We start from the raw sequence: 25,459 nt of genomic DNA on the forward strand, positions 1-25,459 counted from the left end.
CCGGTCGACTGTCGGAAAAGAGCGCCGCCGCCCTACCCCCCGTGTTTCCGACAGGCACCGCCGCTGTCGGGTAACGCCCACCCGGCAAGGACGACCGACATGCCCCCCGGACCTCCCGGCATCGACGACGACACCATCCGCGCCCGCTGCGCCAGTCCCGAGGCGGTGGCGTACACGCTCTACGTCCGGCACCTGGTCGGCGGGCCGGAGCTGGCCGGTGGGCAGGCGGAAGTCCTGCGTACCGCCGCTGCCCGGGAGATCCTGCCGGCGCGTTTCACCCGGCAGACCCTCTCCGAGCACCTCTCCGGCCGGTACCGGCACGGGCCGCCGTGGAGTACTGCCGAGATGATCATCCGGTGCCTGCCGGAGCACGCGCCCCGGGAACGGATCCGGGCCGAGGCCGCCGCCCTGCACCGGGCCGCCGCCCGACAGGCCGCCCACCGGACGGGCCCGGGTCGGATCGGCTCCGACAACGTCAGTCCGGACAGCGGCACCGGTCCGGACACCTCCGTCGACCGTCGCCCGGTCCGGGATCCGGCGGCCCTTCGGACGGTACGCCGACCGAACGCCCCCGGCCGGCACGGCACGGCCCAGCGTTGGCGTACTCCGAACACCCCGCCGGTCGCCGACGCCCGGCCGGACGCCAACCAGCCCCGGGGGCAGTACGGGCGCGGCGCCGGCCGGGGCTGGCCCGGTCGGGACGTCGCGCTCGACATCGCGGACCTGCGGGCCGACTGCGCCCGACTGACGGTGCAGGTGCTGCTGATCCGGGAGCCCGGCACCCATCCGGACCGGGCCGCCGAACTGTCGGCAGCCCTGGAACAGCGGCAACGCAGCCCGCTCGGGCAGCTCTCCCAGCACATCGACCCGACCGCGGCTCTGGCACACCGCGCGCTGGCGCAATATCTGTGCGCGTACGCCGAACTCGGCCGCAGCACCGTCACCGAGCTGGCCATCCGGACCGGGCTGACCGCGGCCGTGGTGGCCGAGATCCTCACCGCCCGGCGGGTGCCCACCGAGGCAGAGTTGCGCGACCTGGGTGCCGTGCTCGGGGTGGACAACGCGGTCGTCTGGCAGCTCGCCGGGCACGCCCGGGGCGCCCGGCGCGGCATGCCGGGAAACCACCGCTGAGCAGCACGAGCGAGCCCCCGTGCCGCGCCGAGCTGCCCGCCGGCACACCGCTGCCCGCCGCCCAGGCACTGCATGCCGCCCAGGCACTGCCTGCCGCCACGCGGTCAGTTCCGCCGTTACACGGTGAGTTCCGCTGTCACGCGGTCAGTCCGCCGAACGCGGTCAGTTCCGCCGTCACGCGGTCAGTCCGCCGTCCAGCGCGATGGTCACCCCGCCGAGGTAGTCGGCGCCGGGGCCGGCCAGGAAGAGCGTCGCCGCCGCCACGTCGGCCGCGGTACAGAGCCGCCGGGCCGGGATCGTCGGCAGCACGTGCGCCTCGACGTCCACCGCCGCCTGCACCGAAAACGACATCGGCCCGTCCAGCACCATGCCGGGGTTGACGCCGTTGACCCGGAGGCCCTGGGGGCCGTACTCGATAGCCCAGGTTCGGGTGAGGTTGTCCAGGGCCGCCTTCGAGGAGTTGTAGATCGAGGAGCCGGCCCAGCTCCTTGTCGTACCGATGGAGCTGATGTTGACGATCCGGCCGGCGCCGGAGCGCAGCAGGTGCGGCAGCGCGGCCTGGGTCAGGAAGTACGTCGCCCGGTAGTTGAGCCCGACGACCCGGTCGAACTCCTCCTCGGTGCTCTCGTGCGTCGGTCCGGCCGTGTACGCGGCGGCGTTGTTCACCAGGATGTCCAGCCCGCCGAACCGGTCGACGGTGGCCCGGAGTACCTCGTCGTGGCTCTGCCGCCGGCTCAGGTCGGCCGGTACGAAGAGTCCGTCGGGCAGTTCCGCCGCCACCGCCGTACCCAGGTCGGCGCGGCGGCCGACCACCGTCACCGCCGCACCCGCCCCGGCGAGTACCCGGGCGATGGCCGCGCCGATCCCGCCGGTGCCGCCGGTCACCAGTGCCACCTTGCCGCTCAGTTCGCGATCACTCATGCCTCGACGCTAGGAGCGGCACTTCATAGCGGTCAAAGACTCAGTTTTGATGAGTTGATAACGTCAGTGCATGAACTTCGAGCTGCGCCAGTTGGAGGCGTTCGTCGCGGTGGCCGAGGAGTTGCACTTCGGCCGGGCCGCCGCCCGACTGCACGTCGCGCAGCCCGCGCTCTCCCAGCAGATCCTCCGGCTGGAGGCCGCGCTCGGGGCGGACCTGCTGGTCCGGCAGCGCCGCCGGACGGCACTCAGCGAGGCCGGCCGGCTCTTCCTGGTCGAGGCCCGCCGGACCCTGGACCAGGCCCGGGTGGCGCGGACGGTGGCCGAGCGCGCCCAGCGCGGCGAGTTGGGCCGGCTGCGGATCGGCTACACCCCCACCGCATCGTCCCAGCAGTTCCTGCACATCCTCGGCGGATTCCAGCGGGACGCGCCCGAGGTCGACCTGAGCCTCGCGGAGCTGCCGATCGGCGCGATCGCCGAGCCGCTGCGCGGGGATGCCGTCGATGTCGCCTTCGTGGTCACCCTCGGCGAGTTCGACTGCGTCTGGCTGGGCGACGACGTCGCGCTGCGACAACTCTCCCGGGAGGCGTTCGTGGCGGCGCTTCCGGCCGACCATCGGCTGGCCGGCAAGCCGGAGATCGATCTCGCCGACCTGGCGGCGGAGTCCTTCGCCTTCCTGGCCCGCGACCTCTGTCCACACTGGTACGACATGGTGCTGGAGGTCTGCCGGCAGGCCGGCTTCACACCCCGGCCGGTGCACGAGGCGGGTAGCGTCGGCACCCAGTTGACCCTGGCGGCGGCCGGCGTCGGCGTCGCCCTGGTGCAGGAGTCCGCCCGGCTGCTGCGCGCCGACGGGATCGCCTATCTGCCGATCCGCCAGCCGGTGCCGCAGGTGACTTCCGGGGTCGCCTGGCGGGCCGACGACCCGTCCCCGGTGCTGCGCCGGTTCCGCGCGGCACTCGCCACCGAGCCCGGGACGCGAAAGGCGCCGCGATCATGCTGACCGCGATGGCCGACCGACGGACCGCCCTGTCGGGCCCGCACTGCTTCGCGTTCTGACCGCACCACCCTGACAGCACCACCCTGACCGCACCACCCGCCAGCACTGCCCCGCCAGCACCAGTCCGCCAGCACTGCCTCGCCAGCACCGACCGTCCGTGCTGTCGGCCCAGGTCAGGCCCGGTCGACCCGGGCTGGCCGCTCCACTCTGGACTAGCCCATCCGGCCAGCGATCATCCCAATCTATGGACGTCTATGTTGCCGCCTCTCCGGCGATGTGTTTCGGTCGATGGGCAGGAGTGCCGGTATGACCGGTATCCAGGGGAGGCACACCATGAATCCAGTTAAAAGGCTTACGTGGGGAGTAACGGGTCTCGCCCTGCTGCTCGCGTTCGCCGTACCGGGACCGCCGGCAGGCACGGCCGCCATGGCGGGACCGCCGGGCCTCGCCGGACCTGCGGTACCGGCCGAATCGTCGGCCCCGCCCGGTGCGCCCGGATCCGATCCGCCGGCGGGCGGCGGTGCCCGGACGGTCAGCCTGGTCACCGGTGACCGGGTCACCGTCGGCACCGACTTCAAGGCCAGCGTCGAGCCGGGACCCGGCCGGACCGGCATCGAGTTCCTGACCCGTCGGGTCGCCGACCGGCTGCACGTGATTCCAACCGACGCCCTCGCACTGGTCCGCAGCGGGCGGCTGGACGAACGGCTCTTCGACGTCACCGCCCTGCTGGAGTTCGGCTACGACCGGCGGGCAGAGCTGCCGCTGCTGGTGACGTACGCCGGTGCCGACGCCCGGGTGGGAGGAGAGCGCGCGGCCGTCGGGGCCGGCGCGCGACTGGTCCGGGACCTGCCCCCGGTCGCCGGGCAGGCCGTCGCGGTGGACCGGGCCGGGCTGCCCCGGTTCTGGACCGGGCTGACCGGGACGGAGCCGACCCGGCGCAGCATGGCCGCGACCGTCCGCACCGTCTGGCTCGACGGGCTGCGCCGGCCCGCCCTGGCCGAGAGCGTGCCGCAGGTCGGTGCGCCGGCCGCCTGGGCCGCCGGCTTCGACGGCAGCGGGGTGACCGTCGCGGTGCTGGACACCGGGATCGACGAGACCCACCCCGACCTCGCCGGACAGGTGACCGGCCAGCGCAACTTCACCGACGGCGTCGAGGACGACCGGGACACCGCCGGACACGGCACGCACGTCGCCTCCACAGTGGCCGGTACCGGTGCGGCCCGGTTCAAGGGTGTCGCCCCCGGAACCCGGCTGCTCGACGGCAAGGTCTGCGCGGCCGGCGGCTGCGCCGAGTCGGCGATCATCGCCGGCATGCAGTGGGCGGCCGAGTCCGGCGCCCGGGTGGTCAACATGAGCCTGACCGGCGTGGACAGCCCGGTGGTGGACCCGATCGAGCAGGCGCTCGGCGAGTTGACCGACGCGCACGACACGCTCTTCGTGGTCGCCGCCGGCAACATTCCGGGTACCGGTACCGTCGGCTCGCCGGCCACCGCCGACGCGGCGCTGGCGGTCGGCGCGGTCAGCAAGTCCGACGGGCTCGCCGGCTTCTCCAGCCAGGGCCCCCGGCTGGGTGACGGCGCCATCAAGCCCGACCTGACCGCGCCCGGCCTGGACATCGTCGCCGCCCGGAGCATCGACTCCGGGCCGGACGTGCCGGCGGGAAGCGGGATCAGCATGTCCGGCACCTCGATGGCCACCCCGCACGTCGCCGGGGCCGCCGCGATCCTGGCCCAGCGCCAGCCGGACCTGCCGGCGGCCACCCTGAAGGCCGCGCTGATGGCCACCGCCCGGCCCCACCCCGACCTCAGCGTCTTCGCCCAGGGCGCCGGCCGGCTGGACGTCGCCCGGGCGCTCGACCAGCGGGTCACCGCCGACCCGCCGAGCCTGAGCTTCGGCCGCCAGTCCTGGCCGCACGACGACGACACCCCGGTCCGGCGTACGGTCAGCTACCACAACGCGGGCGGCGCGGCGGTGACGCTGCACCTCGGGGTACGGGCCGTCGCGCCGGACGGCACCGCCGTGCCGACCGGGATGTTCGCGGTAACGCCGACCAGCGTCACCGTGCCGGCCGGCGGCACCGCCGAGGCGACCGTCACCGCCGACACGGCCGGCAGCGGTGGCCCGCTGGGGCAGCTCACCGGGCATCTCACCGCGACGGTCGCCGGTGGCGGCAGTGTGCCCACCCCGCTGGCGGTCGACCGTGAGGTGGAGAGCTACGACGTCAAGGTGTCGCACCTCGGCCAGGCCGGCGAGCCGACCACCGGCTACCTGACGATGCTGGCCGGGTTGGACAACGCACACTCGATCTCGATGCCGGTCACCGACGACGGCACGGCCACCCTCCGGGTGCCGAAGGGGCGCTACTCGGCACTCACCGCGATCACCAGCCCGCTGGACGGCACCTATCTGACCAGCGTGCTCGCCCAACCCGAACTCGACGTCAGCGGCGACCGGAGCGTGGTCCTCGACGCCCGGCTCGGTCGACCGCTCTCGGTGACCGTGCCGAACAGCGGCGCCCGACAGGTCTTCGCCGAACTGGCCACCAGCGTGCTGGCCGCCGGCCGTACCGTCGAGGTCGGCACCCTCGGCGGCACCTTCGAGCGGCTGCGTACCGGTCGGGTCGGCCCGGACCAGGCGACCGCCGGGTTCGTCTCCCGGACCACCGCCACCTTCGCCCCGGCCGACCCGGCGGACCAGTCATACGCGTACCTGCTGTGCTGGCTCGGCGAGGGGCGGATGGGCAGCGGCTTCAGCCGACAGGTGACCGCCGCCGACCTGGCGACGGTCCGGGCCGACCACGGTCACGAGTCCTCCGGCAGCAGCGGCCGGAAACTCGCCTGGGCGGTACTGCCGGAGTCGGTGATGGGCGGGTTCGCGCACGCGATGACGTTCCCGCTGCCGTCGACCCGGACCGAGTACTACAACACCGACGGCCGGGCGCAGTGGTTCCGTTCGGTCGACGAGACGACCGGCTCCGGGGACGAGCAGGCGTACCTGACCAGCCTGGTGGCGCCACCGATGACGTACCGGCCCGGGCAGTCGTACCAGGAGCAGTGGAGTCGCGGGGTCTTCGGGCCGACGGTGGCGGCACCCCCGTACGAGCACCAGTGGGTGACCCGGCTCGGCGACACCCTCACCGTCCAGGCCCCGCTGTACGGCGACGGCGTCGGCCGGGCCGGCTTCTCGTCGATCGCCACCGGCCGGATCACCCTGGAGCGCGACGGCAAGGTACTGGCCGAACTCGACGGTGTGAACGGGACGACCGAACTGCCGCCCGAGGCCGGCGACTACCGGCTGACCATGACGGCGGAACGGGGCGGGCCGGCGACGCTCTCCACCCGGGTCGGCGTGACCTGGACCTTCCGCTCCGAGCACGTCGACGGGGAGACGCCGGCCCGGCTGCCGATCTCCACGGTGCGCTTCTCGCCCCGGGTGGACAACGACAACAGCACCCCGGCCGGGCAGACCGGCACCGTCCCGGTGACCGTCACGGCCCAGCCGGAGTCGGGAGCCGGCGCCAACGAGAACCTGGTGGTGGAGGTGTCGTACGACGACGGGGTCAGTTGGGCTCCGGCGGAGGTGACGGCGGGGCAGGCGGTGCTGCGGCATCCGGCCGAGCCGGGGTACGTCTCGCTGCGGGCCAGCGCCACCGACACCGCCGGGAACACGGTGACCCAGACGGTGATCCGGGCGTACAAGATCGGTTAGCGGGCGTACGGGTGCGGTGGCCGGCCCGCCAGAGATCCGCGAGACAGCCCCTAAGCCGTGCAGCACGGTAGCGGGGACATGACCGGCGTGACCGTGACCACCGCGAGGTAGGCGCCGAGGAGCCACAGCGGAATGGCGGCGATGTCGATCACGGTGTCGGTCCTGACCGCATCGTCGCCGGAGCCGTTCTGGACGCGGCGGCGGCGGGCCAGCCACAGCACCGCACCTCCGTACAACGCCACCATGGACATGTCGACGACCGCGGTGAGCGCGTGCACGTCGGTCGCCGTCTGCTGTGCCTCCAGCGTGCCCGTGATGACCGCCAGCCCGATCGCGGCCACGTTGTTGACCACATGTAGCGCGATCGCGGCCTCCAGCCCGCCGGTCCGGATCGTCACCACCGCCGTCACCACGCCGAGGAAGATCAGGCTGGTCATGCCCCAGATGGTGCCGTAGCCGTGTGCCAGTCCGAACAACACCGCCGACACCACGATCCCTGGCCAGGGCGACCGGATCCAGGACCCGAACGCCTGGATCAGCCATCCACGGAACAGATACTCCTCGCCGGCCGCCTGTAGCGGCACCAGCAGCACCACCACGGCCAGGCCGAGCGCGAGTCGCTCCCAGCCCACCGAGTTGCTCTCCGGGCTGTCGCCGGGCAGGAGGCTCAACACCCCGAGATTCAGCCCCAGCGCCGGTACGGCGAGCAGGAGGCACATCGCCAGCCAGCGCCAGCGCAACCGGCCTGCCACCGATGACACCGTGCCGGCTGGGCGACGCTGTACCCACCAGGCGGCGATCAATGTCAGCGGAATCAGCAGGCCGAGCGAGACCATGGCGACCGCCAGTTCGGCTTCTGGGCCGCCGGCCAGAAAGTCCTCCGGTCCGTCCAGGATCGACACGACCGCGCTTGCCGCCCCGAACCCGCCCACCAGCATCACCGGCAGCCCAGCCAAGATCAGCAAGGTGCCGAGAATGGGCCGCCACCAGCGGTGCCGGTCGGTGCGGGCGAGCCGGTGATAGGGAATCGGTGCGACAGTCGGGGTGGGGGTCTGCGCGTCGGGAAGCGTCGTCGTCATGCCGGACAGCCTCTCGTTACACACCGCACGGATCATCTGTCGTGAGCATGAACCTTGGCGCTGACTATCGTCGTACCGCGTGAACTCCACGATCCAACGGACCACTGACGACTCACCCGTCGATTACCGGGAAGCTGAACACCTCCCATCACGACGAAGGAAGTGTCATGCGAAAAGTTGGAATCGTAGTCGCCGTACTGGTCGTCGTCCTGTGCGGTGGCCTCGGATGGGCGGGCTACCAGACGTTCGCCCTGGGTAAGGAGATACTCGGGGCCGGCGTAACCCGGGAACAGTTCGACGCGCAAAAGGAGGGTACGCCGGAGGCGGACGTGCGTGCCGCACTGCCCGAGCCGCTGAGCAGCATGAACGACAAGGATCTCTACCGCGGCGATCCTGGCAGGCACGGCATGCCGGCCGATGCCTCGTGCATCTACTACACGATCAAGCCGATCGAGGACAGCGGTCCGGATCTGTGGCGGTTCTGTTTCGTCAACGGTGCACTTGCGGAGAAGAGCGCCATCACGATTCCCGAGTGACACCGACGGCTCGTGGAAGTCGTCTCGCGCGATTCATGCCGCCCGGGTGTTCGCTACCCGGGCGGCATCGCGTGCGGGTACGTGTCAACGAAAGTGTGACGGCATCCTCGGCGCGATTCCGTCGTCCGCCGGACGCGCACCTGGCCCGGCCGCAACCACACTGTCGGGCATGACAGTGATAACTGCCCTCGTCATCGGTGTGGTCGGAGGCGTGATGCTCATCGTCGCGCAGTATCTGCGTCGCCGGGCGTTGAGGATGACAGATCGTGGCGTGGCGGGGCGGGTGGCGCTGCACGCGGAGGTGATGGACACCCTCGACAGGGATGGCTGGATAGCATCGGTCAAGATCTACCGGAAGCGGACCGGTGCTGGGCTGCTGGAGGCGCACGAAGCGGTCAGCCGAATCGCCCGCGATGGCACTGAAGAGTGAGGACTACTCCGATGATCACGGCCGGTCTCAGGCAGATTTCCCGCCTTGCCGCCGCTGCGGCAGTGCGGGACGGCGGTCGGCGGGTCCAGTGGTGACGGTCAGGTGGGCGGCCCGATGGCGTGACCAGGCCCGCCGGGCGGGGGCGTGGCGTCTGGTCCACGAGATCTGCCTGGTGGTGCTGGTGACCATCGTGGCGGTGGTCGCGGCGGCCGTCGCCGGCTGGTATCCGTGGGCGCCGTGGCTGGTCGGGCTCTCCACGCCGATCCTGATCGCGCTGCGGCTGACGTACCCGCTGGTGGCGTACCTCACCGCGGCGCTGGTCGGCCTGGGCACCGGTGGGCAGAACAGTCTCCTGCTGGTGCTGTTGAGCGCGTCGCTCAGTTACCGCGTCGCCCGGTGGTGGCAGGTCACCGCCGCGCTGGCCGTGGCGTGGGCCTGCTACGTGGCGTCGATCGTCTGGGAAGAACCGCTGAGCGTGGAGATGGCCGTCGTGCTCTCGGCGATGTTCGCGTTGCTGGCGGTGCTACCGGCCGGCGTGGCGAGGCTGGTTCGGCGGCGGCGGACGCTGCTGGCGGCAATGCACCAACGCAATGTGCAACTGCACAGTCAGCAGGGTGAGGTTGCCCGGCAGGCACAGACGCGAGAGCGGGCCCGCATCGCGCGGGACCTGCATGATTCGCTGGGGCACAAGCTGACCCTGATCTCCCTGTACGCCGGGATGGTGCGTACTGCCGACGAGGATCGGCGGTCCGAGGCCGCCGACCTGGTGCGGCAGACGTCCTCGGCGGCGATGACCGAGCTGCGTCAGATCCTCGGCATTCTCGGTGAGGGTGACGGCCAGTCCTCGGTGCGGCCGCTGTCCGGCTTGGACGAACTGGCCGAGCAGGCGCGTGCCTCCGGCGCCCAGGTGGAGGTCGTCCGGGAGGGGGAGCCACGGCCGCTGGCGGCGCTGACCGAACACGCGGCGTACCGGGTGATTCAGGAGGGCCTGACCAACGCGCTGCGGCACGCCCACGGCGGCGCGGTCGTGCTGCTGCTGCGGTTCGAACCGGACGCGTTGGTCGCCGGCGTGACCAACACCGCCGGGCAACGCATCGTGCGGTCCACGTCCGGGCAGGGGCTGCTGGGGTTGACCGAACGCGTCCGGATCGCCAACGGCGTGCTCTACCACGGCCCGACACCCGACGGAGGCTTCCGGCTGGCCGCAACACTGCCCTGTTCGGGCGACGAACACGCCACGTCCACCGCCGAGCATCGCCCACCGGAGCATCGCCCACCGCCGGCCACCGAGGCCCAGGCTGACTTCGCGGCCCTGATGGACCGTGACCGCCGCCGCTCCCGGCTCGTCCTCGCGGCCACCACGCTGTCCATCGCCGGCTTCCTGGCGCTGTGCCTGGCCGGGGTCTGGCTGATGATGGCCTTCGTCGTGGTGGACCGGAACACCTACGACGCCATCCACATCGGCCAGCCGGAAGACGAGGTACGCGCCCTGCTGCCCGACGCCGACGCCGCGGTCACCGGTGTCACCGGCGGCCGACCGGTGCCCGACGCCACCTGCGTCGACTACCCGGCGTCGATCCTGGACCAGGTGGGGCCCGACCCCGGTGCCGGCCGCGACATCTACCGGTTCTGCTTCCGCGACGGCATCCTGATCGACAAACAGGAAATTCACGAGCGGCGGCCATGACCCCACGACGCCAGCGAAGGACGACGCCATGACCGATCCCCTGCGGGTCCTGCTGGCCGACGACGACTCCCTGATCCGTACCGCGATCAACGCGATCCTGCATCCGGAGGCCGACATCGACCTGATCGCGCAGGCCGCCGACGGACGGGCCGCGGTCGACCTGGCCGTACGGCACCGGCCGGACGTCGCGTTGCTGGACATCCAGATGCCGGTCCTCGACGGCCTGGCGGCACTGCGGGAGATTCGTCGCCTTGTCCCTGCGGTCCAGACCGTGGTGCTGACCACCTTCGGCCAGGACGACTACGTCGCGCAGGCCCTCGCCGCCGGGGCGGCCGGTTTCCTGATCAAGGAATCGGCGGCCGACGAACTCGCCTACGCGATCCGCGCCGCCGCGGCGGGCAACGCCTACCTCTCGCCGAAGATCACCCGGCAGGTTCTCAACCGGCTGCCCACCGTGACCGTTCGACCCGAGGAGGACCTCGCCAAGGTCAGCATGCTCAGCGGCCGGGAACGCGACGTCCTGATCCTGCTGGCCCAGGGACTCTCCAACGCCGAGATCGGTCAGCACCTGTTCGTCTCCGAAGGAACCGTCAAGACCCACGTGTACCGGGTGTTCGCCAAGCTCGGCTGTGAGAACCGGGTCCAGGCCGCCATGCTCGCCCAACGTGCCGGCCTGCTGGAGCCACCGAGCACCCCGACAACTGCCCGGTAACCTCGGCAGAGCCGGATGCCCTGAACCGGGCGCGTCCGGTCCGGAAGGTCGGGGGCCGCGGGACGCGTGCGGGTTAGCGAACATGTCGGCTGGCCGAGGTACGGTCCCAGACGTCGCACCCGTCGACCCACGATGGCGACTCGACGACGTGGAGGACCGGATGGCCGAGGAAGTCACCTTCGACCGGGTCGCCCCGGTGGTGCCCGTACGCGACCTGGGTGCCGCGCTCGACCGCTACCAACGGCTGGGCTTCAGTGTGGCCGGCGCGGAGGGATACGGCTTCGTCGAGCGCGGTCGCGTGTCCCTGCACGTCACCGAGTGGGCCGAGCACGATCCCGGCCGGACGGCGTCGACGGTCTATCTCTACGTCTCGGACGCGGACGCCCTGCACGTCGCCTGGGCGGGATCAGGCGTCGAGGGCCGACTGGGCGAGGTGCAGGACACCCCCTACGGCCTGCGCGAGTTCACCTTCGTCGACCCGGACGGCACACTGCACCGGATCGGCTCCCCGGGCCAGACCCCGCAGACGTAGCCGGACGGACTCTGACCGGCGGCGGCCGTCGCGGCCGTACCGCAACATCCTAGGACCGGGCCTCAGACGTAGAACAGGTCGAAGGGTGCCCACGGCAGGTTACGCAGCACCGAGAAGACTCCCCAGGCGGCGAGGAAGATGCCGATCATCTTCGGGGTGATCTCCAACTGCGGCAGTCGCCAGCCGAAGACCTGCCGCCCGGCCCAGGCGACGTAGAGGTAGAGCAGGAACGGCACGGCGAAGACGAAGAGCAGGTGGTGCCGGGCCGCCGCCGGCAGGTCGCCGTGCAGGAGGTACCAGAACGCGCGGGTGCCGCCGCAGCCCGGGCAGTCCAGCCCGGTGGTGAGCTTGAGGATGCAGGACGGTGCCGCGTCGGGCGCGCTGCGGGTCGGATCGGTCAGCAGGGTGTAGCCGACCGCGCCGGCCAGGCAGCCCAACGCCGCCACCGGGGCGAGCCAGCGCGGTGCCCGGGCCTGGATCCGGTTGACGAACCGGGTGAGCCGGTCGGGCTCGGGAGCCTGGTAGGGCGGCACCGGATAGCCCGGATAGGCGTTGGCCGGTGTCGGGCCGGGTCCGCCGGATCGGTTCTCGTCAACGCTCGTCATTCCGCCCCACCCGTCGCCGATCGCGTCCGCCATGGCCCCGCCGTCGCTCGCCACCGCTCGCGACGCGTCGCCCGCCGGCCCGACGGTCGCCGGCCGGCTCGTCTCACCGTACCGCGAGCATGCCGGCGAGTGCGGTGGCGAGCGGCCCGGCGAGGTCTCCCCCGGCGGGGGCCGCCACCGCGCCCAGGCCGAGCCAGCCGGCCAGCCGGTGCAGCTCGGCGGCGAGTGCCTGGGCGGTCTCGACCGGGTCGGTGCCGGGCTCGGCCCAGGCCGCCGGCACCAGCAGCGTGCCGGCCTTGCGGTCGGCCTTCAGGTCGACCCGGGCGACGAACCGGTCGCCGAGCAGGAACGGCAGCACGTAGTAGCCGTGCACCCGCTGCGGCGCCGGCACGTAGATCTCGATCCGGTAGCTGAACCCGAAGAGGCGTTCGGTGCGGGACCGTTCCCAGATCAGCGGGTCGAAGGGGCTGACCAGGGTGCTGGCCCGGATCCACCGGGGCAGCCGGGCGTCCCGGTGCAGATAGCCGGGCAGCCGCCAGCCCTGCACCGTGACCGGGCGCAGCTCGCCCGCCTCGACCAGCTCGGCGAGGGCGGTGCGGGCGGCGGCGACCGGCAGCCGGAAGTAGTCCCGCAGCTCCGGCTCGGCCGCCACCCCGAGCGCCCGGGCGGCGATCTCGACCAGCGTGCGGTATGCCTCCGCCGGCTCCGGGGTCGGCGTGGCCAGTACGTCGGGCGGCAGCACCCGCTCCGGTATGTCGTAGACCCGGGCGAAGGAGCTGTTCCGGGAGGCGGCGGTCAGCTCACCGGCCCAGAAGAGGTACTCGCAGGCCCGTTTGACGGCCGACCAGTTCCAGCCCCAGTTGCCGGTCTCCCGGGGCGCGTCGTGCTCGATCTCGGCGGCGGTCATCGGGCCGCTGTCGCGTACCTCGTCGAGGACCCGGGCGACCAGCGCCGGCTGCTCGACGGCGATCCGGCGCATCCCGCCCCAGGCGTCGGTCTGCGCGGCGGCCATTCGCCAGCGCAGCGCCGGTTGCAGGTCGACCCGGACCAACGACGCCTCGTGCCCCCAGTATTCGAAGACGTCCCGGGGGCGCCGGTAGGCGGCCCGGTCGAGCAGCTCGGCCGGATAGGGCCCGAGCCGGCTGTAGAGCGGCAGGTAGTGCGCCCGTTGCAGGACGTTGACCGAGTCCATCTGGAGCAGGCCGAGCCGGTCGAGCACCCGGCGCAGGTGTCGACGGGTCGGCACGGCGCCGGGTGCGGGGTCGGCGAAGCCCTGGGCGGCCAGCGCGACCCGGCGGGCCTGGGACAGCGACAACGATTCAGGTACGGCCATCGCCCCGGACCCTAGCCGACGGGTCCGACACGACACGCGGGACCTGGACCTGACCAGCGAAACGGGATAAAACCATCGTGATGCGAGCCATCGACCCCGAGGTCCCCGACGACGCCCTGGCCATCGCCGAGGTGCACGTCCGGGGCTGGCAGGCGGGGTACGCCGAGATCATGCCGGCCGAGGTGCTGGAACGGCTGAACGTCGCCGCCTGGGCACAGCGCCGGCGGGACCTCGGCACCGCCGAGCCCGACCACCCGTTCCGGACCCTGGTGGCCCGCGGCGACGACGAGACCGTGCTCGGCTTCTGCACCGTCGGGCCGTACCGGATCGACCAGGACCCGGACCGCCTCGACCACCGGTACGCCGAGATCCTCGGCCTCTACGTCCGGCCCGAACAGTGGAGCACCGGGGTGGGGCGGCGACTGCTGGCCGCCTCGGTCGCCGAACTGACCTCTCTCGGCTGGACCGAGCTGCGGCTCTGGGTACTCGCCGACAACCTCCGGGCCCGCCGGTTCTACGAACGGGCCGGACTAGTCGCGGATGGTGAGCGGTCGACCTACGAACTGCAACGGTCGGGGGGACGGCCGGCGCTTGGGCTGGTCGAACTCCGCTACGCCGCCCGACTCGGCGAGCTGGCCGGGGCCCCGGACCGGTAGCACGAACAGCAGCGCGACCCCGATCCAGACATAGGCGTTGCTGCCCAGGAAGCCGAGCAGGCCGTCGAAGCGGCGTTCCCAGATCCAGACCAGTCGACTGATCAGCACCAGGTACGCGAAGACCGCGAACCCCAGCAGCCAGCGCCGCCGCCGGCTGCCGGCCGGAGCGGCGTACGCGTTGTCGACCAGCAGGATCAGCGCGGGGATCAGCCAGACCAGGTGGTGTACCCAGGTCACCGGGCTGACCAGGCTCATCACCACACCGGTCAGCGCCAGCCCGGTCGCCTCGTCGCCGACCGCCGCCGTCGCCCGGACCCGCCAGATCCAGACCCCCACCGTCGCCGCCACCAGCACCAGCCAGAGCAGCGTGCTCGGATGGTCCGGATCGAGCCGGGCGACCACGCCCTGCCACGACTGGTTCGAGATGAACGACAGCGACCCGACCCGGTCGGTGTCCCACAGCGCGGTGGTCCAGAACTCCCGGGACGCGTCCGGGGCGATCCCGGCGGCCAGCAGGGTGACCGCGGTCGCGGTGCCACTGGCCACCAGCGCCGCCCGCCAGCGCCCGGTGACCAGCAGATAGACGATGAAGATGCCCGGGGTCAGCTTGATCGCGGTGGCCAGCCCGACACCGATCCCGGCGAAGCGGCGGTAGCGCTGCGGCAGCCGGCGCCCGAACGGGGTCACCGGGGCGACCAGCCAGAGCAGGTCGGCACCGACCAGGAAGAGCAGCAGCATGTTCACCTGGCCGAAGTTGACCGTCTCGCGCATCGGCTCGAAAGCCGCCGCCAGGCAGAGCGCGACGGCCAGGGCGAACCACCGGGTCCAGCCCGTCCGGCGGGCGATCGGGTCGACCAGCCACCAGATCAGCACCGCGCTGGTCAGCACGGTCAGGATGACGCTGATCACCATGGCCACCGGCCAGCTCAGGTACGCCAGCGGCAGCATCACCAGCGCCGCGAAGGGCGGATAGGTGAAGCCGTACTTGCTGTCCGGCTTGAGCCAGTCGTAGATCTCGCCGTCGGCGCGTACCCAGTGGTGCAGCGCCCCGTAGTAGACCCGGAGGTCGAAGAAGCCGTGCCGGGCCGCCGCCACCGAGAGGAACCCGGCGACCAGTACGGCCAGCGCGATCACGAACAGCACCTGGTACCGGGTACGCCAACCGGCACCCTGCGCCATTACCGCCCCCCTTGCCCTGCGTAGGCTTCCCACTCATGGCTCTCGGGTACGTTCGCCCGGCGCGTCCGTCAGACGCCGGCGAGATCGCACGCATCCAGCTCGCGACCTGGCGGGTCGCCTACCGCAGGATGCTGCCCAAGCACGTGCTCGACAACCTGGACGAGGAGTGGCTCGGTCGCCGGTGGAGTACGGCGGTCGAGGCGCCCCCGTCCGAACGGCACCGCGTCCTGGTTGCCGTCGAGCAGGCCGAACAATCGTATCTGGTGGGATTTGCCGCTTCCGGCCCCCCCGACGAGCAGGCGCTGGCTCCGGAGGAACCGGCCGAGGCGCTCGGTGCCGGCGTCGTCGCGGTGACGGACCTGCTGGTCGAGCCGAGGTGGGGCCGGCGCGGGCACGGCAGCCGGCTGCTCGCCGCCAGCGTCGACCTGTGGCGTACCGACGGCTTCGACACGGCGGTGGCCTGGGCCTTCGACGGCGACGCCGCGACCCGGAAGTTCCTCGGCGGCGCCGGCTGGGAGCCGGATGGGGCGGCCCGGGCGCTGGACGTTGACGACATGCTCGTCCCGCAGCTCCGGCTGCACGTCTCGATCGCCGCCGAGCCCGAGCCCGACCCCGAGCCGGCCGCCGGAGCTTGAGCCGGTGCCGACGGCCGGAGCCGAGCCTGAGCCGGCGGCTGGCGCCGAGCCCGGGCAGGGTTGAGCCTCAGCCCTTCTCGGCCCCCTCGTTGGCGCCCCGGACGAAGTAGCGCTGGAAGACCACGAAGATGATCGCCACCGGGATGGTGGCCAGCAGCGCCGCCCCGAGCTTGAGCGGGTACTGACTGCCCTTGCCCAGCGAGCCGCTGACCAGGTCGGCCAGCCCGCGCGGCAGGGTGAACAGGGCGGGATCCTGCACCGCGACCAGGGTGTGCGGCAGTTCGTTCCAGGAGCCCTGGAAGGACATGATGGTCACGGTGATCAGTGCCGGCCGGGCCATCGGCAGCACCACCGACCAGAACATCCGGAACGCGTTGACCCCGTCGATCCGGGCGGCCTCCTCGACGCTGACCGGGATCGACTCGAAGAACTGCTTCATCACGAAGACCCCGGTCGCGTCGACCAGTACCGGCACGATCAGCGCCGCGTAGCTGTTGTAGAGGCCGAGCTGGTTGAGTACCAGGAACTTCGGGATCAGCAGCACCACCGGCGGTACCGCCATCATCGCCACTACCGCGCCGAAGACGACGCGCCGGCCGGAGAACTTCAGCCGGGCCAGGGCGTAGCCGGCCAGCGAGGCGAAGAAGACCCGGCCGAGCGTGACGATGATGGTGACCAGGGTGGAGTTGCCGAGCCAGAGCGGGAAGTCGGTCCCGTCGAAGATCCGTTGCACGCTGTTCAGGTCGAGCACCGACGGGATCGGGGAGAGCGGGTTCGCCGCCGCGTCCGGCTCGGTCTTGAAGGCGTTGCCGAGCTGGATGACGAACGGATAGAGGAAGACCAGCGCGAAGAAGACCAGCACCGCGTACCCGGCGAAGGCGGCGGCCGGGTGGCCACCCCGCCGGCGGCGCCGCCTCGGCGGCTGCGGGTCGTCCTCGCCGGGCAGGTGGATCATCGGTCCCGAGCCGGGCTGGGTGAGTACGGCCATCGTCAGGACCTCCGTCCGGTCTCGGCGCCACTCCGGTCGGCGCGGCGGCGGAGTCGTCGACCGGAGTCACGTTCCCGCAGCAGCCAGCGCTGGCCGAGGGTCAGCAGGATGATGATCAGGAAGAGCACGAACGAGATCGCCGCACCTGAGCCGTACTCGAAGTCCCGGAACGCGGTCCGGTAGGAGAGGTACGCCGGGGTCAGCGTGGTCTTCGCCGGATCGCCCTGGCTCATCACGTAGATCTGGTCGAAGACCTGCCAGCTACCGATCACGCCGAGCGCCAGCACCAGGAACATGGTCGGCCGCAACGACGGCAGGGTGATGAAGCGCAGCCGCTGCCAGCGGGTCGCCCCGTCCAGCTTGCCGGCCTCCTCCAGCGTCTCCGGCACCTGCTGCAAGGCGGCCAGGAACATCAGCATGAAGGTGCCGGAGGTGGTCCAGACGACCAGTATGATGATCGAGCACATCGCCACGCTCGGCCCGGAGAGCCAGTCCCACCAGGCCAGCCCGAAGGGTCCGCCCGAGGTCAGCGCCCTCGGTGGCTCGTCCATCCCGAGCGCGCCGAGCAGCAGGTGCAGTACGCCCCGGCTGTCCGCGAACCACTGCGGCCCGTCGATGCCGAAGAGCGCCAGCAGCCGGTTGACCGCCCCCGCGTTGGCGAAGATGAAGAGGAAGACCACGCTGATCGCCACCGAGCTGGTGACCGACGGGAAATAGAACGCGGCCCGGAAGAATCCCCGCCCGCGCAGCATCCGGTTGTTCACCACCAGCGCGAGGAAGAGCGCCAGCGCGGTCTGCACCGGCACCACGATCCCGACGTAGTAGAGGTTGTTCCGGATCGAGGTCATGAAGTTCTGCCGGGCCAGCCCGTCCCGGGTGAACAGGTCGGTGTAGTTGTCCAGCCCGACCAGCGGCACCCGGGAGGTGAACGGGCTGCCCTGGCCGTTCCAGTCGGTCAGGCTCACCCAGAGCGCCATCAGGATCGGCAGCAGCATGAACAGCCCGAGGATCACTATCACCGGCGCGACGAAGAGCCAGCCGGCGGCCGTCTCGCCGCTCCGGGTCCCGCCCCGTCGTCGGGTACGCCGGGGTGGCTCGGCGGGCGCGGCCCGCCGCGGGTCGTCCGGTCCGGCAAGTACGTCGGTCGCCATGGTCCTTCCTTCGATCGCTGGGGTGGGGTGAGCCGAATGGGGCCGGCGGGGCTGGCCCCGGTCCGGTACGGGGGAAGACCGGAGCCGGGGCCAGCGGTCCGACTCAGCCGGCGAGCGCGGCCTGGGTGTTCTTCTGTACCCGCTCCAGCAGCGCCTTCGGGTCACCCCGGTCCAGCCCCTGGAGGCCGGTGTCGAAGTCGGCCAGCACGCTGTCCATCTTCGGTGCGTTCACCGGACCCTGGGCGTACTCGGCGCCGTCGACGAACGCCTTGTCGGCCGGGAACGCCTGGGTGTACTGGTCCCGGGCGGCCTGCCGGGACGGCATCACGCCGAACCCCTTGGCGAAGCTCATCTGCTGCTCCACCGAGACCATCGCCTCGACGAACTTGATCGCCTGGTCCTTGAACTTGCTCTTCGCCGCGATCCCCCAGCAGGTGGTGAAGGAGAGCGTCCCCTGGCCCTTCGGCCCGGCCGGCAACGGGTGCACGGTGTACTTCACGTTCGGGAAGTCGTTCTGTAGGGCGCCCTTGATCCAGTTGCCCTCGATCGTCATCGCCGCCGAGCCCTTGCCGAACGCCTCACCGGCCCAGCCCGCGTCGAGCTGCTTCGGGTAGCGGGCCAGGCCCTCGGTGAGCAGGCTCTTGACGTACTGGAGGGCTTGCAGGTTCTCCGGCGTGTCGGCGGTGGCCTGCTTGCCGTCCGGGCTGGTGATCCAGCCGCCGTTCTGCCTCATGAAGGCGCCGATCCGGTCCCGGGTGTCGCCGATGGCCAGCGGGGTGACGCCCTTCGCCTTGAGCTTGCGGGCGGTCGCGGTGAACTGGTCCCAGGTGGTCGGGATGTCCGCGTCGGTCAGTCCGGCCTTGGTCCACAGGTCGGTGTTGACCTGGAGGGCGAGCGTGGAGAAGTCCTTGGGGGCGCAGTAGAGCTTGCCGTCCCGGGTGAACGCGGTACGCAGGCTCGGGTAGAAGTCCCCGGCGTCGGCGAGCTTGTCCCCGTACGGTTCGAGCGCGCCCACGCTGGCGTAGTCGGCGAACCGGCCGGCGTCGACGTAGAAGACGTCCGGCGGGGCGTCCCCGGCCAGCGCCTGGCCGAGTTGCTGGACGAGGTCCTGGGCCGGGGTGACCGTCGCGGTGTTTCCGGAGGCGCTGGCCCAGCTCGCGGCGGCCTCCTGCACCGCCTTGGTCTCGGCCTCGCCGGACGAGCCGATCAGGATCTGCAACGCGGCCGGGCCGCTGGTCTGGCTGCTCTCGGCGTCGTCGTCGAAGCCGCTGCCGCAGGCGGCAGAGGTCAGCAGCGCCGTGGCGGCGATGCCCGCCACGGTCGCCCGGCGAAGGAATCGTCGTGCCATCTCACTCTCCTGGTGGAATTTCGGGGTGTCACGGGTGGTCGGAAACGTCCTGGTCTCTGGTCTGCCCGGGTGGCTGTTGTCCGGCCGCGAGTCCGGCCGGCGGGCGGGCGGTCAGCCGCTCTGCCGCACCACCAGCGAGGGGCGCAGCAACACCTGCCCGGGTCCGCCGGCCGCCGGGTCGGACCGGCGGGAGCCGACCGGGCCGCCCCGCCGCCCCCCGTCGAGTACGTCGGCGAGCAGGTCCACGCAGCAGGCCGCGGCCTGGGCCAGCGGCTGGCTGACGCTGGTCAGCCCGATGGCCTGGGCCACCGGTGTGTCGTCGAAGCCGGTGACGGCGACCGGTGACCGGTGGTCCGACCCGGCCGCCGAGTCGCCCGGCCCCGGGACGGCCTGGAGCGCGCCGAGCGCCAGGGAGTCGCTGGCGCAGACGATCGCGGTCGGCGGCTCGGCGCCGGCGAGCAGGTCCCGGGCCGCCGCCTCGCCCTGGGCGAACCCGTCCGGGGCGGCCCGGTCCAGGCCGGTCGGGTCGAGTCCGGCCGACCGCAGGGTGTCCGCCCAGCCGGATCGCCGGTCGTCGCCGACACCGGAGCCGGTGGGCCAGCCGACGAAGCCGATCCGCCGGTGGCCGGTGTCGAGCAGTCGCCGGGTCGCCTGCGCGACTCCGTCGGCCCCGTTGACGTCGACCCAGGGGTGCGGGGACGGCACCGCGGCCCGTCCAAGCGAGCGGGTCTGCGCCGGGTCGTCCCAGGGCCGGCCGAAGGTCACGAACGGTACGTTCCGCTCGGTCAGCCACGCGGCCCGGGCGTCGTCGTGCTCGGTGCCGGTGAGCACGAACGCGTCCAGGTCGTACGCGCCGAGCAGGCTGTCGTACGCGCCGATCTCGCTCCGGGAGTCCGGCGCGGTGTAGAGCATCACCCGGTAGCCGGCGGCCTCGGCCGCCTCGGTCAGCCCGTGCAGGAAGCGGTCGAGCACCGAGCCGTTGACCCCGTCCCGGGTCGGCTCGATCCGCACCGCGATCAACCGCGACCGGCCGGTACGCATCTGCCGGGCGGCCTGGTTGGCCCGGTAGCCGAGTGCGCTGATCGCCTCCCGCACCCGTTCCCGGGTCTCCTCCCGGACGATGTGCGGGGCGTTCAGCACGTTGGAGACGGTCTGCCGACTGACCCGCGCCCGGCGAGCAACTGTCGCGATCGTCACTTTTTCCGCCATAGAATCCCTCGTCGCCCCTCTTGAACGATCCAAAAGAAGTAGGGCAGTATTGGATCGTTCAAGTTGCTGGAATGTTTCGCACTTTGCACCCCACGCGACGATCTGTCAAGGCACCGCGTACCACCCCGGATCAGGAGTTCCCCGTGGCCGACCAGCACCTCCAACCGCTGTTACACGATCTCGTCGGAGTCGTGCTGGCCCCGACCAGCGCGTTGACCGACCCGGACGGGCAGCTCAGGCCCGTCGGCGTGCAGGGGGTCTTCCACGCCGACGCCCGGGTGCTGCGGCAGGCCGAGTTCCGGCTCGACGGCCGTGAGCTGGAGGCGATCGGCAACAGCCCGGACGGTCCGCACGGGGCGCGCTTCGTCTCGCTGGCCCGCTGGCTCGGCGACGACGGCCCCGACCCGACGGTACGGATCGACCGGGTCCGCCGGGTCGTCCCCCGTGGCCTCACCGAGGAGATCCACGTGGTCTCCACCGCCGCCGACCCGGTACGCGCCACCGCCACCCTCGACCTCGGCTGCGACCTGGCCCCGGTCGAGGCGGTCAAGTCGGGTCTGCCGACCACTCCGCTGGAGGCCAAGTCCGGCCAGCCCGGCCAGCTCGGTTGGACCGCCGAGGGGATCACCGTCACGGTCAGCGGCGAGGGTGCCGAGGTCGAGCCCGAGACCGGCCGGCTCCGGTGGTCGATCGAGCTGCCGCCGCGCGGCCAGGTCGTGCTGCGCTGGCGCCTGGCGGTGGACGACCCCCGGGCGGTCGTGGTCACCCCGCCCCGGGAGCCCGCCTGGTCCCGGCCGGAGGTGTCGGCGGACGACCCCCGGCTGGCCCGGCTGCTCGACCGTTCCCTGGACGACCTGCGGGCGCTCCGACTCGCCGAGGCCGAGACGCCGCACGAGGTCTTCCTCGGCGCCGGCGTGCCGTGGTTCCTCACCCTGTTCGGCCGGGACAGCATGTGGGCGGCCCGGATGCTGCTGCCACTCGGCACCGAGCTGGCCGCCAGCACGCTGCGGGTACTGGCCCGGCGGCAGGGCACCCGGGTCGACGAGCGGTCCGGCGAGGAGCCCGGCAAGATCATGCACGAGTTGCGCCGGCACGAGTTCGTCGCGGTCGGCAACGGACTGCGACTGCCCGCCGCCTACTACGGCACCATCGACGCCACCCCGCTCTGGGTGAGCCTGCTGCACGACGCCTGGCGCTGGGGCCTGCCCGACGAGGAGATCGTCCCGCTGCTGCCGCACCTGGAGGCGGCGCTGCGCTGGCTGGCCGAGCACGCCGACCCGGACGGCGACGGCTTCGTGGAATACCTCGACCTCAGCGGGCAGGGTCTGGCCAACCAGGGCTGGAAGGACTCGCACGACTCGGTGCGGTTCCGGGACGGCAGCCTCGCCCGGCCCCCCATCGCGCTCGCCGAGGTGCAGGGTTACGCCCACCGGGCCGCCCTGGACGGCGCGGCGCTGCTCGACGCCTTCGACCGCCCGGGCGGCGAGCGCTGGCGGGCGTACGCGGCCGGGCTCGCCGAGCGGTTCCGGGCCCGGTTCTGGGTGGACGGGCCGCTCGGCGCCCACCCCGCGCTGGCGCTGGACCGGGACAAGCGCCCCGTCGACTCGCTGACCAGCAACATCGGGCACCTGCTCGGCACCGGCCTGCTCGACGCCGACGAGTCGGCCCGGGTCGCCGACCTACTCGCCGACGACACCCTGGCCGGCGGCTACGGGCTGCGCACGATGTCGACCAAGGACGCCGGGTTCAGCCCGCTCTCCTACCACTGCGGGTCGATCTGGGCCCACGACACCGCCATCGCGATCGGCGGGCTGGCCGCGCAGGGGCACGCCGACGCGGCGGCCCGGCTCGCCGACGGCCTGCTCGGCGCGGCGGAGGCGTTCGACTACCGGCTTCCCGAGCTGTTCGGCGGTGACGACCGGACGATGCTGACCCGGCCGCTGCCGTACCCGGCCGCCTGCCGTCCCCAGGCCTGGTCCGCGGCGGCTGCCGTGGTACTGCTCCAGACGGCGGTCGGCCTCTACCCCGACGTACCGGCCGGCCAGGTCCACCTCCAACCCCTCACCGGTACGCCGTTCGGCGCGGTCACGGCCCGCCGGCTCCGGATCGCCGATGCCCCGGTCGACGTCACCGTCGACCGCACCGGGCAGAGCACCATCGCCGGCCTGCCGTCCGGGCTGGTCATCACGCCTCGGCAGCGCTAGGGGTCTTTGTCAACCTCCCCTGCGGTCCGTCGTGGTCGCAGGTGGAGGTCGGGGCGCACCCGCCGCGCGGTTCAGGTGGAAAAGGTTCGGTGTGCGCGGGAGAGTCTTCCCGGTCGGGCGACTCGGGGCCACCGGCGGCGGCCGGGGCTGCGCCGACCTCAGTCCAGCAGCGCGTCGATGCCGACGGTCAGCCCCGGGCGCTGCGGCACCGACCGCACCGCCAGCAGCACGCCGGGCATGAACGACGCCCGGTCGTACGAGTCGTGCCGGATGGTCAGCGTCTCACCGGCGGTACCGAACAGCACCTCCTGGTGTGCGACCAGGCCGGCGGCCCGGACCGCGTGTACGCGTACCCCGTCGATGTCGGCGCCGCGCGCGCCCGGCAGCTCGTCCTTGGTGGCGTCCGGGACGGCGCCGCGACCGGCCTCGGCCCGGGCCTGCGCGATCAGCCGTGCGGTGTGCGTGGCGGTGCCGCTGGGCGCGTCGAGCTTCTTCGGGTGGTGCTGCTCGACGATCTCCACCGACTCGAAATAGCGGGCCGCGCGGGCCGCGAACTGCATCATCAGCACCGCCCCGATGCCGAAGTTCGGTGCGATCACCACGCCCACCCCCGGCTTGTCGGACAGCCAGCCACGCACCCGGTCGAACCGCTGCCCGGTGAAGCCGCTGGTGCCGACGACCACGTTGATGCCCCGCTCGAGACACCAGTGCAGGTTGTCCATCACCGCGTCCGGGTTGGTGAAGTCGACCACCACCTCGGCACCCGCGCCGGAGACAGTGGCCAGCGAGTCGCCCTCGTCGACCATCGCCACCAGTTCGAGGTCGTCGGCGCCGTCCACCGCCCGGCACACCTCGGCGCCCATCCGGCCGCGGGCGCCCAGCACGCCGACCCGCAGCGGCTCTCCGGCCGGTCGGGCCGACGACTCGGCGGACGTTCCGACCTGGGGTTCACGCACGTCGCTCACGCGGCACAACCTATCCCACGGACGGGAAGTCGTCGGCGCCGAACGGGCCCACCACGGCCAGCGACATCGGCCGGGCCAGCAGGTCGGCCGCGAGGGTGTTCACCTCGTCCGCGCTGACCGCGTCGACCCGGGCCAGCAGTACGTCGACCGGCAGCAGGTCGCCGAAGAGCAGCTCGCCCTTTGCCAGCCGGCTCATCCGGGAGCCGGTGTCCTCCAGGTTGAGCACGTAGGAGCCCTTCGCCATGCCCTTGCCCCGGGCCAGCTCGGCGTCGGTGATGCCGTGCGCGGCGACCTCGGCCAGCTCGGCCCGGACCAGCTCCAGCACCTCGTCGACCTTGCCGGGGGCGCAGCCGGCGTAGACGGCGAAGAGGCCGGTGTCGGCGTACTGGCTGGCGTAGGAGTAGACCGAGTAGGCCAGGCCGCGCCGTTCACGGATCTCCTGGAAGAGCCGGCTGGACATGCCGCCGCCGAGCACGTTGTTGAGTACCCCGAGCGCGAACCGCCGGTCGTCGAGCCGGCCGATGCCGGGACAGCCGAGCACCACGTGCGCCTGCTCGGTCTCCTTGTGCTCGACCACGTTGCCGGGCCGGCTGGTGCGTACCCGGGTGTCGGCCGGGCGCAGCGGGGCCGGTGCGCCCGGCTCGCCGTCCAGTACGGTGCCGTGCAGCGCCTGCCGGACCAGCTTGACCACCTCGGTGTGTTCGAGGTTGCCGGCGGCGGCGATCACGATCGACGGGGCGGTGTAGCGGCGCCGGTAGAAGCTCTGGATCTGCCGGCGGGACATCGGGGAGATGGTCTCCTCGGTACCGGAGATCAGCCGGCCCAGCGGATGGTCCCCGTAGACCGCCCTGGCCAGCAGGTCGTGCACCTCGTCGCCGGGTTCGTCGTCGTGCATGGCGATCTCTTCGAGGATCACCCCGCGCTCGGTCTCCACGTCGGCGCCGGCCAGCACCGAGTCGGCGACCAGGTCGCACATCACGTCGATGGCCAGCGGCAGGTCCTGGTCGAGCACCCGGGCGTAGTAGCAGGTGTATTCCTTGGTGGTGAAGGCGTTCGTCTCGCCGCCCACCGCCTCGATCGCCGCCGAGATGTCCAGCGCGCTGCGCTTGCGGGTGCCCTTGAAGAGCAGGTGCTCCAGGAAGTGCGAGACACCGGACTGCGGCCCGGTCTCGTCCCGGGAGCCGACCGCCACCCAGATGCCGAACGAGACGCTCCGCATCGTGGGGATCGCCTCGGTGAGCACCCGCAGCCCGCTGGGGAGCACGGTGCGGCGTACGGTGCCGCCGAGCGGGTCGCTGTCCACCACCCGGGTCACCGCCCGGGCCGCGTGAGCGCCGGTACCGAACCCGACAACCGAACCCGACACTCGTTTCGCCCGACTCAAGGGACCTGGCTCCTACCTGTACACCGACGGCACGGCGGACGCCGCCCCGGAAACCCCGGCAGCGGACGC

The 25,459-nt window shown here is 72.1% G+C and carries 21 protein-coding genes and 1 pseudogene; 11 read left to right on the plus strand and 11 right to left on the minus strand.

Annotated elements, in window-relative coordinates; genetic code table 11:
• Window positions 1–99 precede the first annotated feature (99 nt).
• Entirely contained in the window at window positions 100–1,131 is a 1,032-nt protein-coding gene (locus tag Pma05_RS16410; protein ID WP_203858286.1) for a helix-turn-helix domain-containing protein, read from the plus strand.
• Window positions 1,132–1,305: 174 nt separating this feature from the next.
• Here Pma05_RS16410 and Pma05_RS16415 read toward each other — a convergent pair whose 3' ends face one another.
• Entirely contained in the window at window positions 1,306–2,052 is a 747-nt protein-coding gene (locus Pma05_RS16415; RefSeq protein WP_203858287.1) for an SDR family NAD(P)-dependent oxidoreductase, read from the minus strand.
• Between the two features lie 70 nt (window positions 2,053–2,122).
• Between Pma05_RS16415 and Pma05_RS16420 the strand changes: the two genes are divergently transcribed.
• Window positions 2,123–3,052 (plus strand): LysR family transcriptional regulator, encoded by a 930-nt coding sequence (locus tag Pma05_RS16420; RefSeq protein WP_203858288.1) that lies wholly within the window; start codon window positions 2,123–2,125, stop codon window positions 3,050–3,052.
• Window positions 3,053–3,382: 330 nt separating this feature from the next.
• Window positions 3,383–6,757, plus strand: coding sequence for a S8 family serine peptidase (locus tag Pma05_RS16425; RefSeq protein WP_203858289.1), 3,375 nt, complete (start codon window positions 3,383–3,385; stop codon window positions 6,755–6,757).
• A 50-nt stretch (window positions 6,758–6,807) separates the two neighbouring features.
• Here the strand turns inward: Pma05_RS16425 and Pma05_RS16430 are convergent, their stop codons facing one another.
• On the minus strand, window positions 6,808–7,836 hold the full coding sequence (locus Pma05_RS16430; RefSeq protein ID WP_203858290.1) for a CPBP family intramembrane glutamic endopeptidase: 1,029 nt from the start codon (window positions 7,834–7,836) through the stop codon (window positions 6,808–6,810).
• Between the two features lie 167 nt (window positions 7,837–8,003).
• On the opposite strand from Pma05_RS16430, the gene Pma05_RS16435 reads away from it, so the two are divergent.
• The 5 genes from Pma05_RS16435 (at window position 8,004) to Pma05_RS16455 (ending at window position 11,733) form a co-directional block, all read left to right on the plus strand.
• Window positions 8,004–8,372: a hypothetical protein gene (locus Pma05_RS16435; RefSeq protein ID WP_203858291.1), complete on the plus strand. Its 369-nt coding sequence runs from the start codon at window positions 8,004–8,006 to the stop codon at window positions 8,370–8,372.
• A 169-nt stretch (window positions 8,373–8,541) separates the two neighbouring features.
• Window positions 8,542–8,802, plus strand: a complete 261-nt coding sequence (locus tag Pma05_RS16440) for a hypothetical protein (RefSeq protein WP_203858292.1) — start codon at window positions 8,542–8,544, stop codon at window positions 8,800–8,802.
• 91 nt (window positions 8,803–8,893) lie between these two features.
• Window positions 8,894–10,489, plus strand: a complete 1,596-nt coding sequence (locus Pma05_RS16445) for a sensor histidine kinase (RefSeq protein WP_203858293.1) — start codon at window positions 8,894–8,896, stop codon at window positions 10,487–10,489.
• A 28-nt stretch (window positions 10,490–10,517) separates the two neighbouring features.
• A complete protein-coding gene (locus Pma05_RS16450; protein ID WP_203858294.1) occupies window positions 10,518–11,201 on the plus strand; it encodes a response regulator transcription factor in 684 nt (227 codons plus the stop codon).
• A 160-nt stretch (window positions 11,202–11,361) separates the two neighbouring features.
• Window positions 11,362–11,733, plus strand: a complete 372-nt coding sequence (locus Pma05_RS16455; protein WP_203858295.1) for a bleomycin resistance protein — start codon at window positions 11,362–11,364, stop codon at window positions 11,731–11,733.
• Window positions 11,734–11,795: 62 nt separating this feature from the next.
• Here Pma05_RS16455 and Pma05_RS16460 read toward each other — a convergent pair whose 3' ends face one another.
• Entirely contained in the window at window positions 11,796–12,338 is a 543-nt protein-coding gene (locus tag Pma05_RS16460) for a DUF2752 domain-containing protein (RefSeq protein WP_239312482.1), read from the minus strand.
• A gap of 103 nt (window positions 12,339–12,441) precedes the next feature.
• Complete coding sequence (locus tag Pma05_RS16465; RefSeq protein ID WP_203858297.1) at window positions 12,442–13,671, minus strand: winged helix-turn-helix domain-containing protein; 1,230 nt, start codon at window positions 13,669–13,671, stop codon at window positions 12,442–12,444.
• A 170-nt stretch (window positions 13,672–13,841) separates the two neighbouring features.
• Here Pma05_RS16465 and Pma05_RS42560 point away from each other — a divergent pair.
• Window positions 13,842–14,192: pseudogene (locus tag Pma05_RS42560) on the plus strand (GNAT family N-acetyltransferase); the annotation flags it as partial.
• Window positions 14,193–14,201: 9 nt separating this feature from the next.
• Here the strand turns inward: Pma05_RS42560 and Pma05_RS16475 are convergent.
• Window positions 14,202–15,506: a glycosyltransferase 87 family protein gene (locus tag Pma05_RS16475; RefSeq protein ID WP_239312483.1), complete on the minus strand. Its 1,305-nt coding sequence runs from the start codon at window positions 15,504–15,506 to the stop codon at window positions 14,202–14,204.
• Window positions 15,507–15,541: 35 nt separating this feature from the next.
• Between Pma05_RS16475 and Pma05_RS16480 the strand changes: the two genes are divergently transcribed.
• The gene (locus Pma05_RS16480; protein WP_203858299.1) at window positions 15,542–16,141 is read left to right on the plus strand and encodes a GNAT family N-acetyltransferase; all 600 of its coding nucleotides are present in this window, start codon (window positions 15,542–15,544) and stop codon (window positions 16,139–16,141) included.
• A gap of 67 nt (window positions 16,142–16,208) precedes the next feature.
• Here Pma05_RS16480 and Pma05_RS16485 read toward each other — a convergent pair whose 3' ends face one another.
• From Pma05_RS16485 to Pma05_RS16500, 4 genes are all read right to left on the minus strand, one after another.
• Window positions 16,209–17,129, minus strand: a complete 921-nt coding sequence (locus tag Pma05_RS16485; protein ID WP_239312484.1) for a carbohydrate ABC transporter permease — start codon at window positions 17,127–17,129, stop codon at window positions 16,209–16,211.
• A gap of 2 nt (window positions 17,130–17,131) precedes the next feature.
• The gene (locus Pma05_RS16490) at window positions 17,132–18,280 is read right to left on the minus strand and encodes a carbohydrate ABC transporter permease (protein WP_203858300.1); all 1,149 of its coding nucleotides are present in this window, start codon (window positions 18,278–18,280) and stop codon (window positions 17,132–17,134) included.
• 103 nt (window positions 18,281–18,383) lie between these two features.
• Window positions 18,384–19,628 carry a sugar ABC transporter substrate-binding protein gene (locus Pma05_RS16495; RefSeq protein WP_203858301.1) on the minus strand — a complete coding sequence of 415 codons (1,245 nt, stop codon included), beginning with the start codon at window positions 19,626–19,628 and terminating at the stop codon, window positions 18,384–18,386.
• A 111-nt stretch (window positions 19,629–19,739) separates the two neighbouring features.
• Window positions 19,740–20,825, minus strand: a complete 1,086-nt coding sequence (locus Pma05_RS16500; RefSeq protein ID WP_239312486.1) for a substrate-binding domain-containing protein — start codon at window positions 20,823–20,825, stop codon at window positions 19,740–19,742.
• 155 nt (window positions 20,826–20,980) lie between these two features.
• Here Pma05_RS16500 and Pma05_RS16505 point away from each other — a divergent pair, with 155 nt between their 5' ends.
• Window positions 20,981–23,041: a glycogen debranching N-terminal domain-containing protein gene (locus tag Pma05_RS16505; protein ID WP_203858303.1), complete on the plus strand. Its 2,061-nt coding sequence runs from the start codon at window positions 20,981–20,983 to the stop codon at window positions 23,039–23,041.
• Window positions 23,042–23,199: 158 nt separating this feature from the next.
• Here Pma05_RS16505 and dapB read toward each other — a convergent pair whose 3' ends face one another.
• Entirely contained in the window at window positions 23,200–23,997 is a 798-nt protein-coding gene (gene dapB, locus Pma05_RS16510) for a 4-hydroxy-tetrahydrodipicolinate reductase (protein WP_275414708.1), read from the minus strand.
• Between the two features lie 19 nt (window positions 23,998–24,016).
• Window positions 24,017–25,372, minus strand: a complete 1,356-nt coding sequence (locus Pma05_RS16515) for a M16 family metallopeptidase (RefSeq protein ID WP_203858304.1) — start codon at window positions 25,370–25,372, stop codon at window positions 24,017–24,019.
• Between the last annotated feature and the right edge of the window lie 87 nt (window positions 25,373–25,459).

This window comes from Plantactinospora mayteni (genome assembly GCF_016862935.1).
Lineage (GTDB): Bacteria > Actinomycetota > Actinomycetes > Mycobacteriales > Micromonosporaceae > Plantactinospora > Plantactinospora mayteni.

What these genes read in the sequence shown, in the direction of transcription:
- Pma05_RS16410 (WP_203858286.1), top strand. Translation starts at nt 100, where the DNA reads ATGCCCCCCGGACCTCCCGGCATCGACGACGACACCATCCGCGCCCGC.
- Pma05_RS16415 (WP_203858287.1), bottom strand. Translation starts at nt 2,052, where the DNA reads ATGAGTGATCGCGAACTGAGCGGCAAGGTGGCACTGGTGACCGGCGGC.
- Pma05_RS16420 (WP_203858288.1), top strand. Translation starts at nt 2,123, where the DNA reads ATGAACTTCGAGCTGCGCCAGTTGGAGGCGTTCGTCGCGGTGGCCGAG.
- Pma05_RS16425 (WP_203858289.1), top strand. Translation starts at nt 3,383, where the DNA reads ATGAATCCAGTTAAAAGGCTTACGTGGGGAGTAACGGGTCTCGCCCTG.
- Pma05_RS16430 (WP_203858290.1), bottom strand. Translation starts at nt 7,836, where the DNA reads ATGACGACGACGCTTCCCGACGCGCAGACCCCCACCCCGACTGTCGCA.
- Pma05_RS16435 (WP_203858291.1), top strand. Translation starts at nt 8,004, where the DNA reads ATGCGAAAAGTTGGAATCGTAGTCGCCGTACTGGTCGTCGTCCTGTGC.
- Pma05_RS16440 (WP_203858292.1), top strand. Translation starts at nt 8,542, where the DNA reads ATGACAGTGATAACTGCCCTCGTCATCGGTGTGGTCGGAGGCGTGATG.
- Pma05_RS16450 (WP_203858294.1), top strand. Translation starts at nt 10,518, where the DNA reads ATGACCGATCCCCTGCGGGTCCTGCTGGCCGACGACGACTCCCTGATC.
- Pma05_RS16455 (WP_203858295.1), top strand. Translation starts at nt 11,362, where the DNA reads ATGGCCGAGGAAGTCACCTTCGACCGGGTCGCCCCGGTGGTGCCCGTA.
- Pma05_RS16460 (WP_239312482.1), bottom strand. Translation starts at nt 12,338, where the DNA reads ATGACGAGCGTTGACGAGAACCGATCCGGCGGACCCGGCCCGACACCG.
- Pma05_RS16465 (WP_203858297.1), bottom strand. Translation starts at nt 13,671, where the DNA reads ATGGCCGTACCTGAATCGTTGTCGCTGTCCCAGGCCCGCCGGGTCGCG.
- Pma05_RS16475 (WP_239312483.1), bottom strand. Translation starts at nt 15,506, where the DNA reads ATGGCGCAGGGTGCCGGTTGGCGTACCCGGTACCAGGTGCTGTTCGTG.
- Pma05_RS16480 (WP_203858299.1), top strand. Translation starts at nt 15,542, where the DNA reads ATGGCTCTCGGGTACGTTCGCCCGGCGCGTCCGTCAGACGCCGGCGAG.
- Pma05_RS16485 (WP_239312484.1), bottom strand. Translation starts at nt 17,129, where the DNA reads ATGGCCGTACTCACCCAGCCCGGCTCGGGACCGATGATCCACCTGCCC.
- Pma05_RS16490 (WP_203858300.1), bottom strand. Translation starts at nt 18,280, where the DNA reads ATGGCGACCGACGTACTTGCCGGACCGGACGACCCGCGGCGGGCCGCG.
- Pma05_RS16495 (WP_203858301.1), bottom strand. Translation starts at nt 19,628, where the DNA reads ATGGCACGACGATTCCTTCGCCGGGCGACCGTGGCGGGCATCGCCGCC.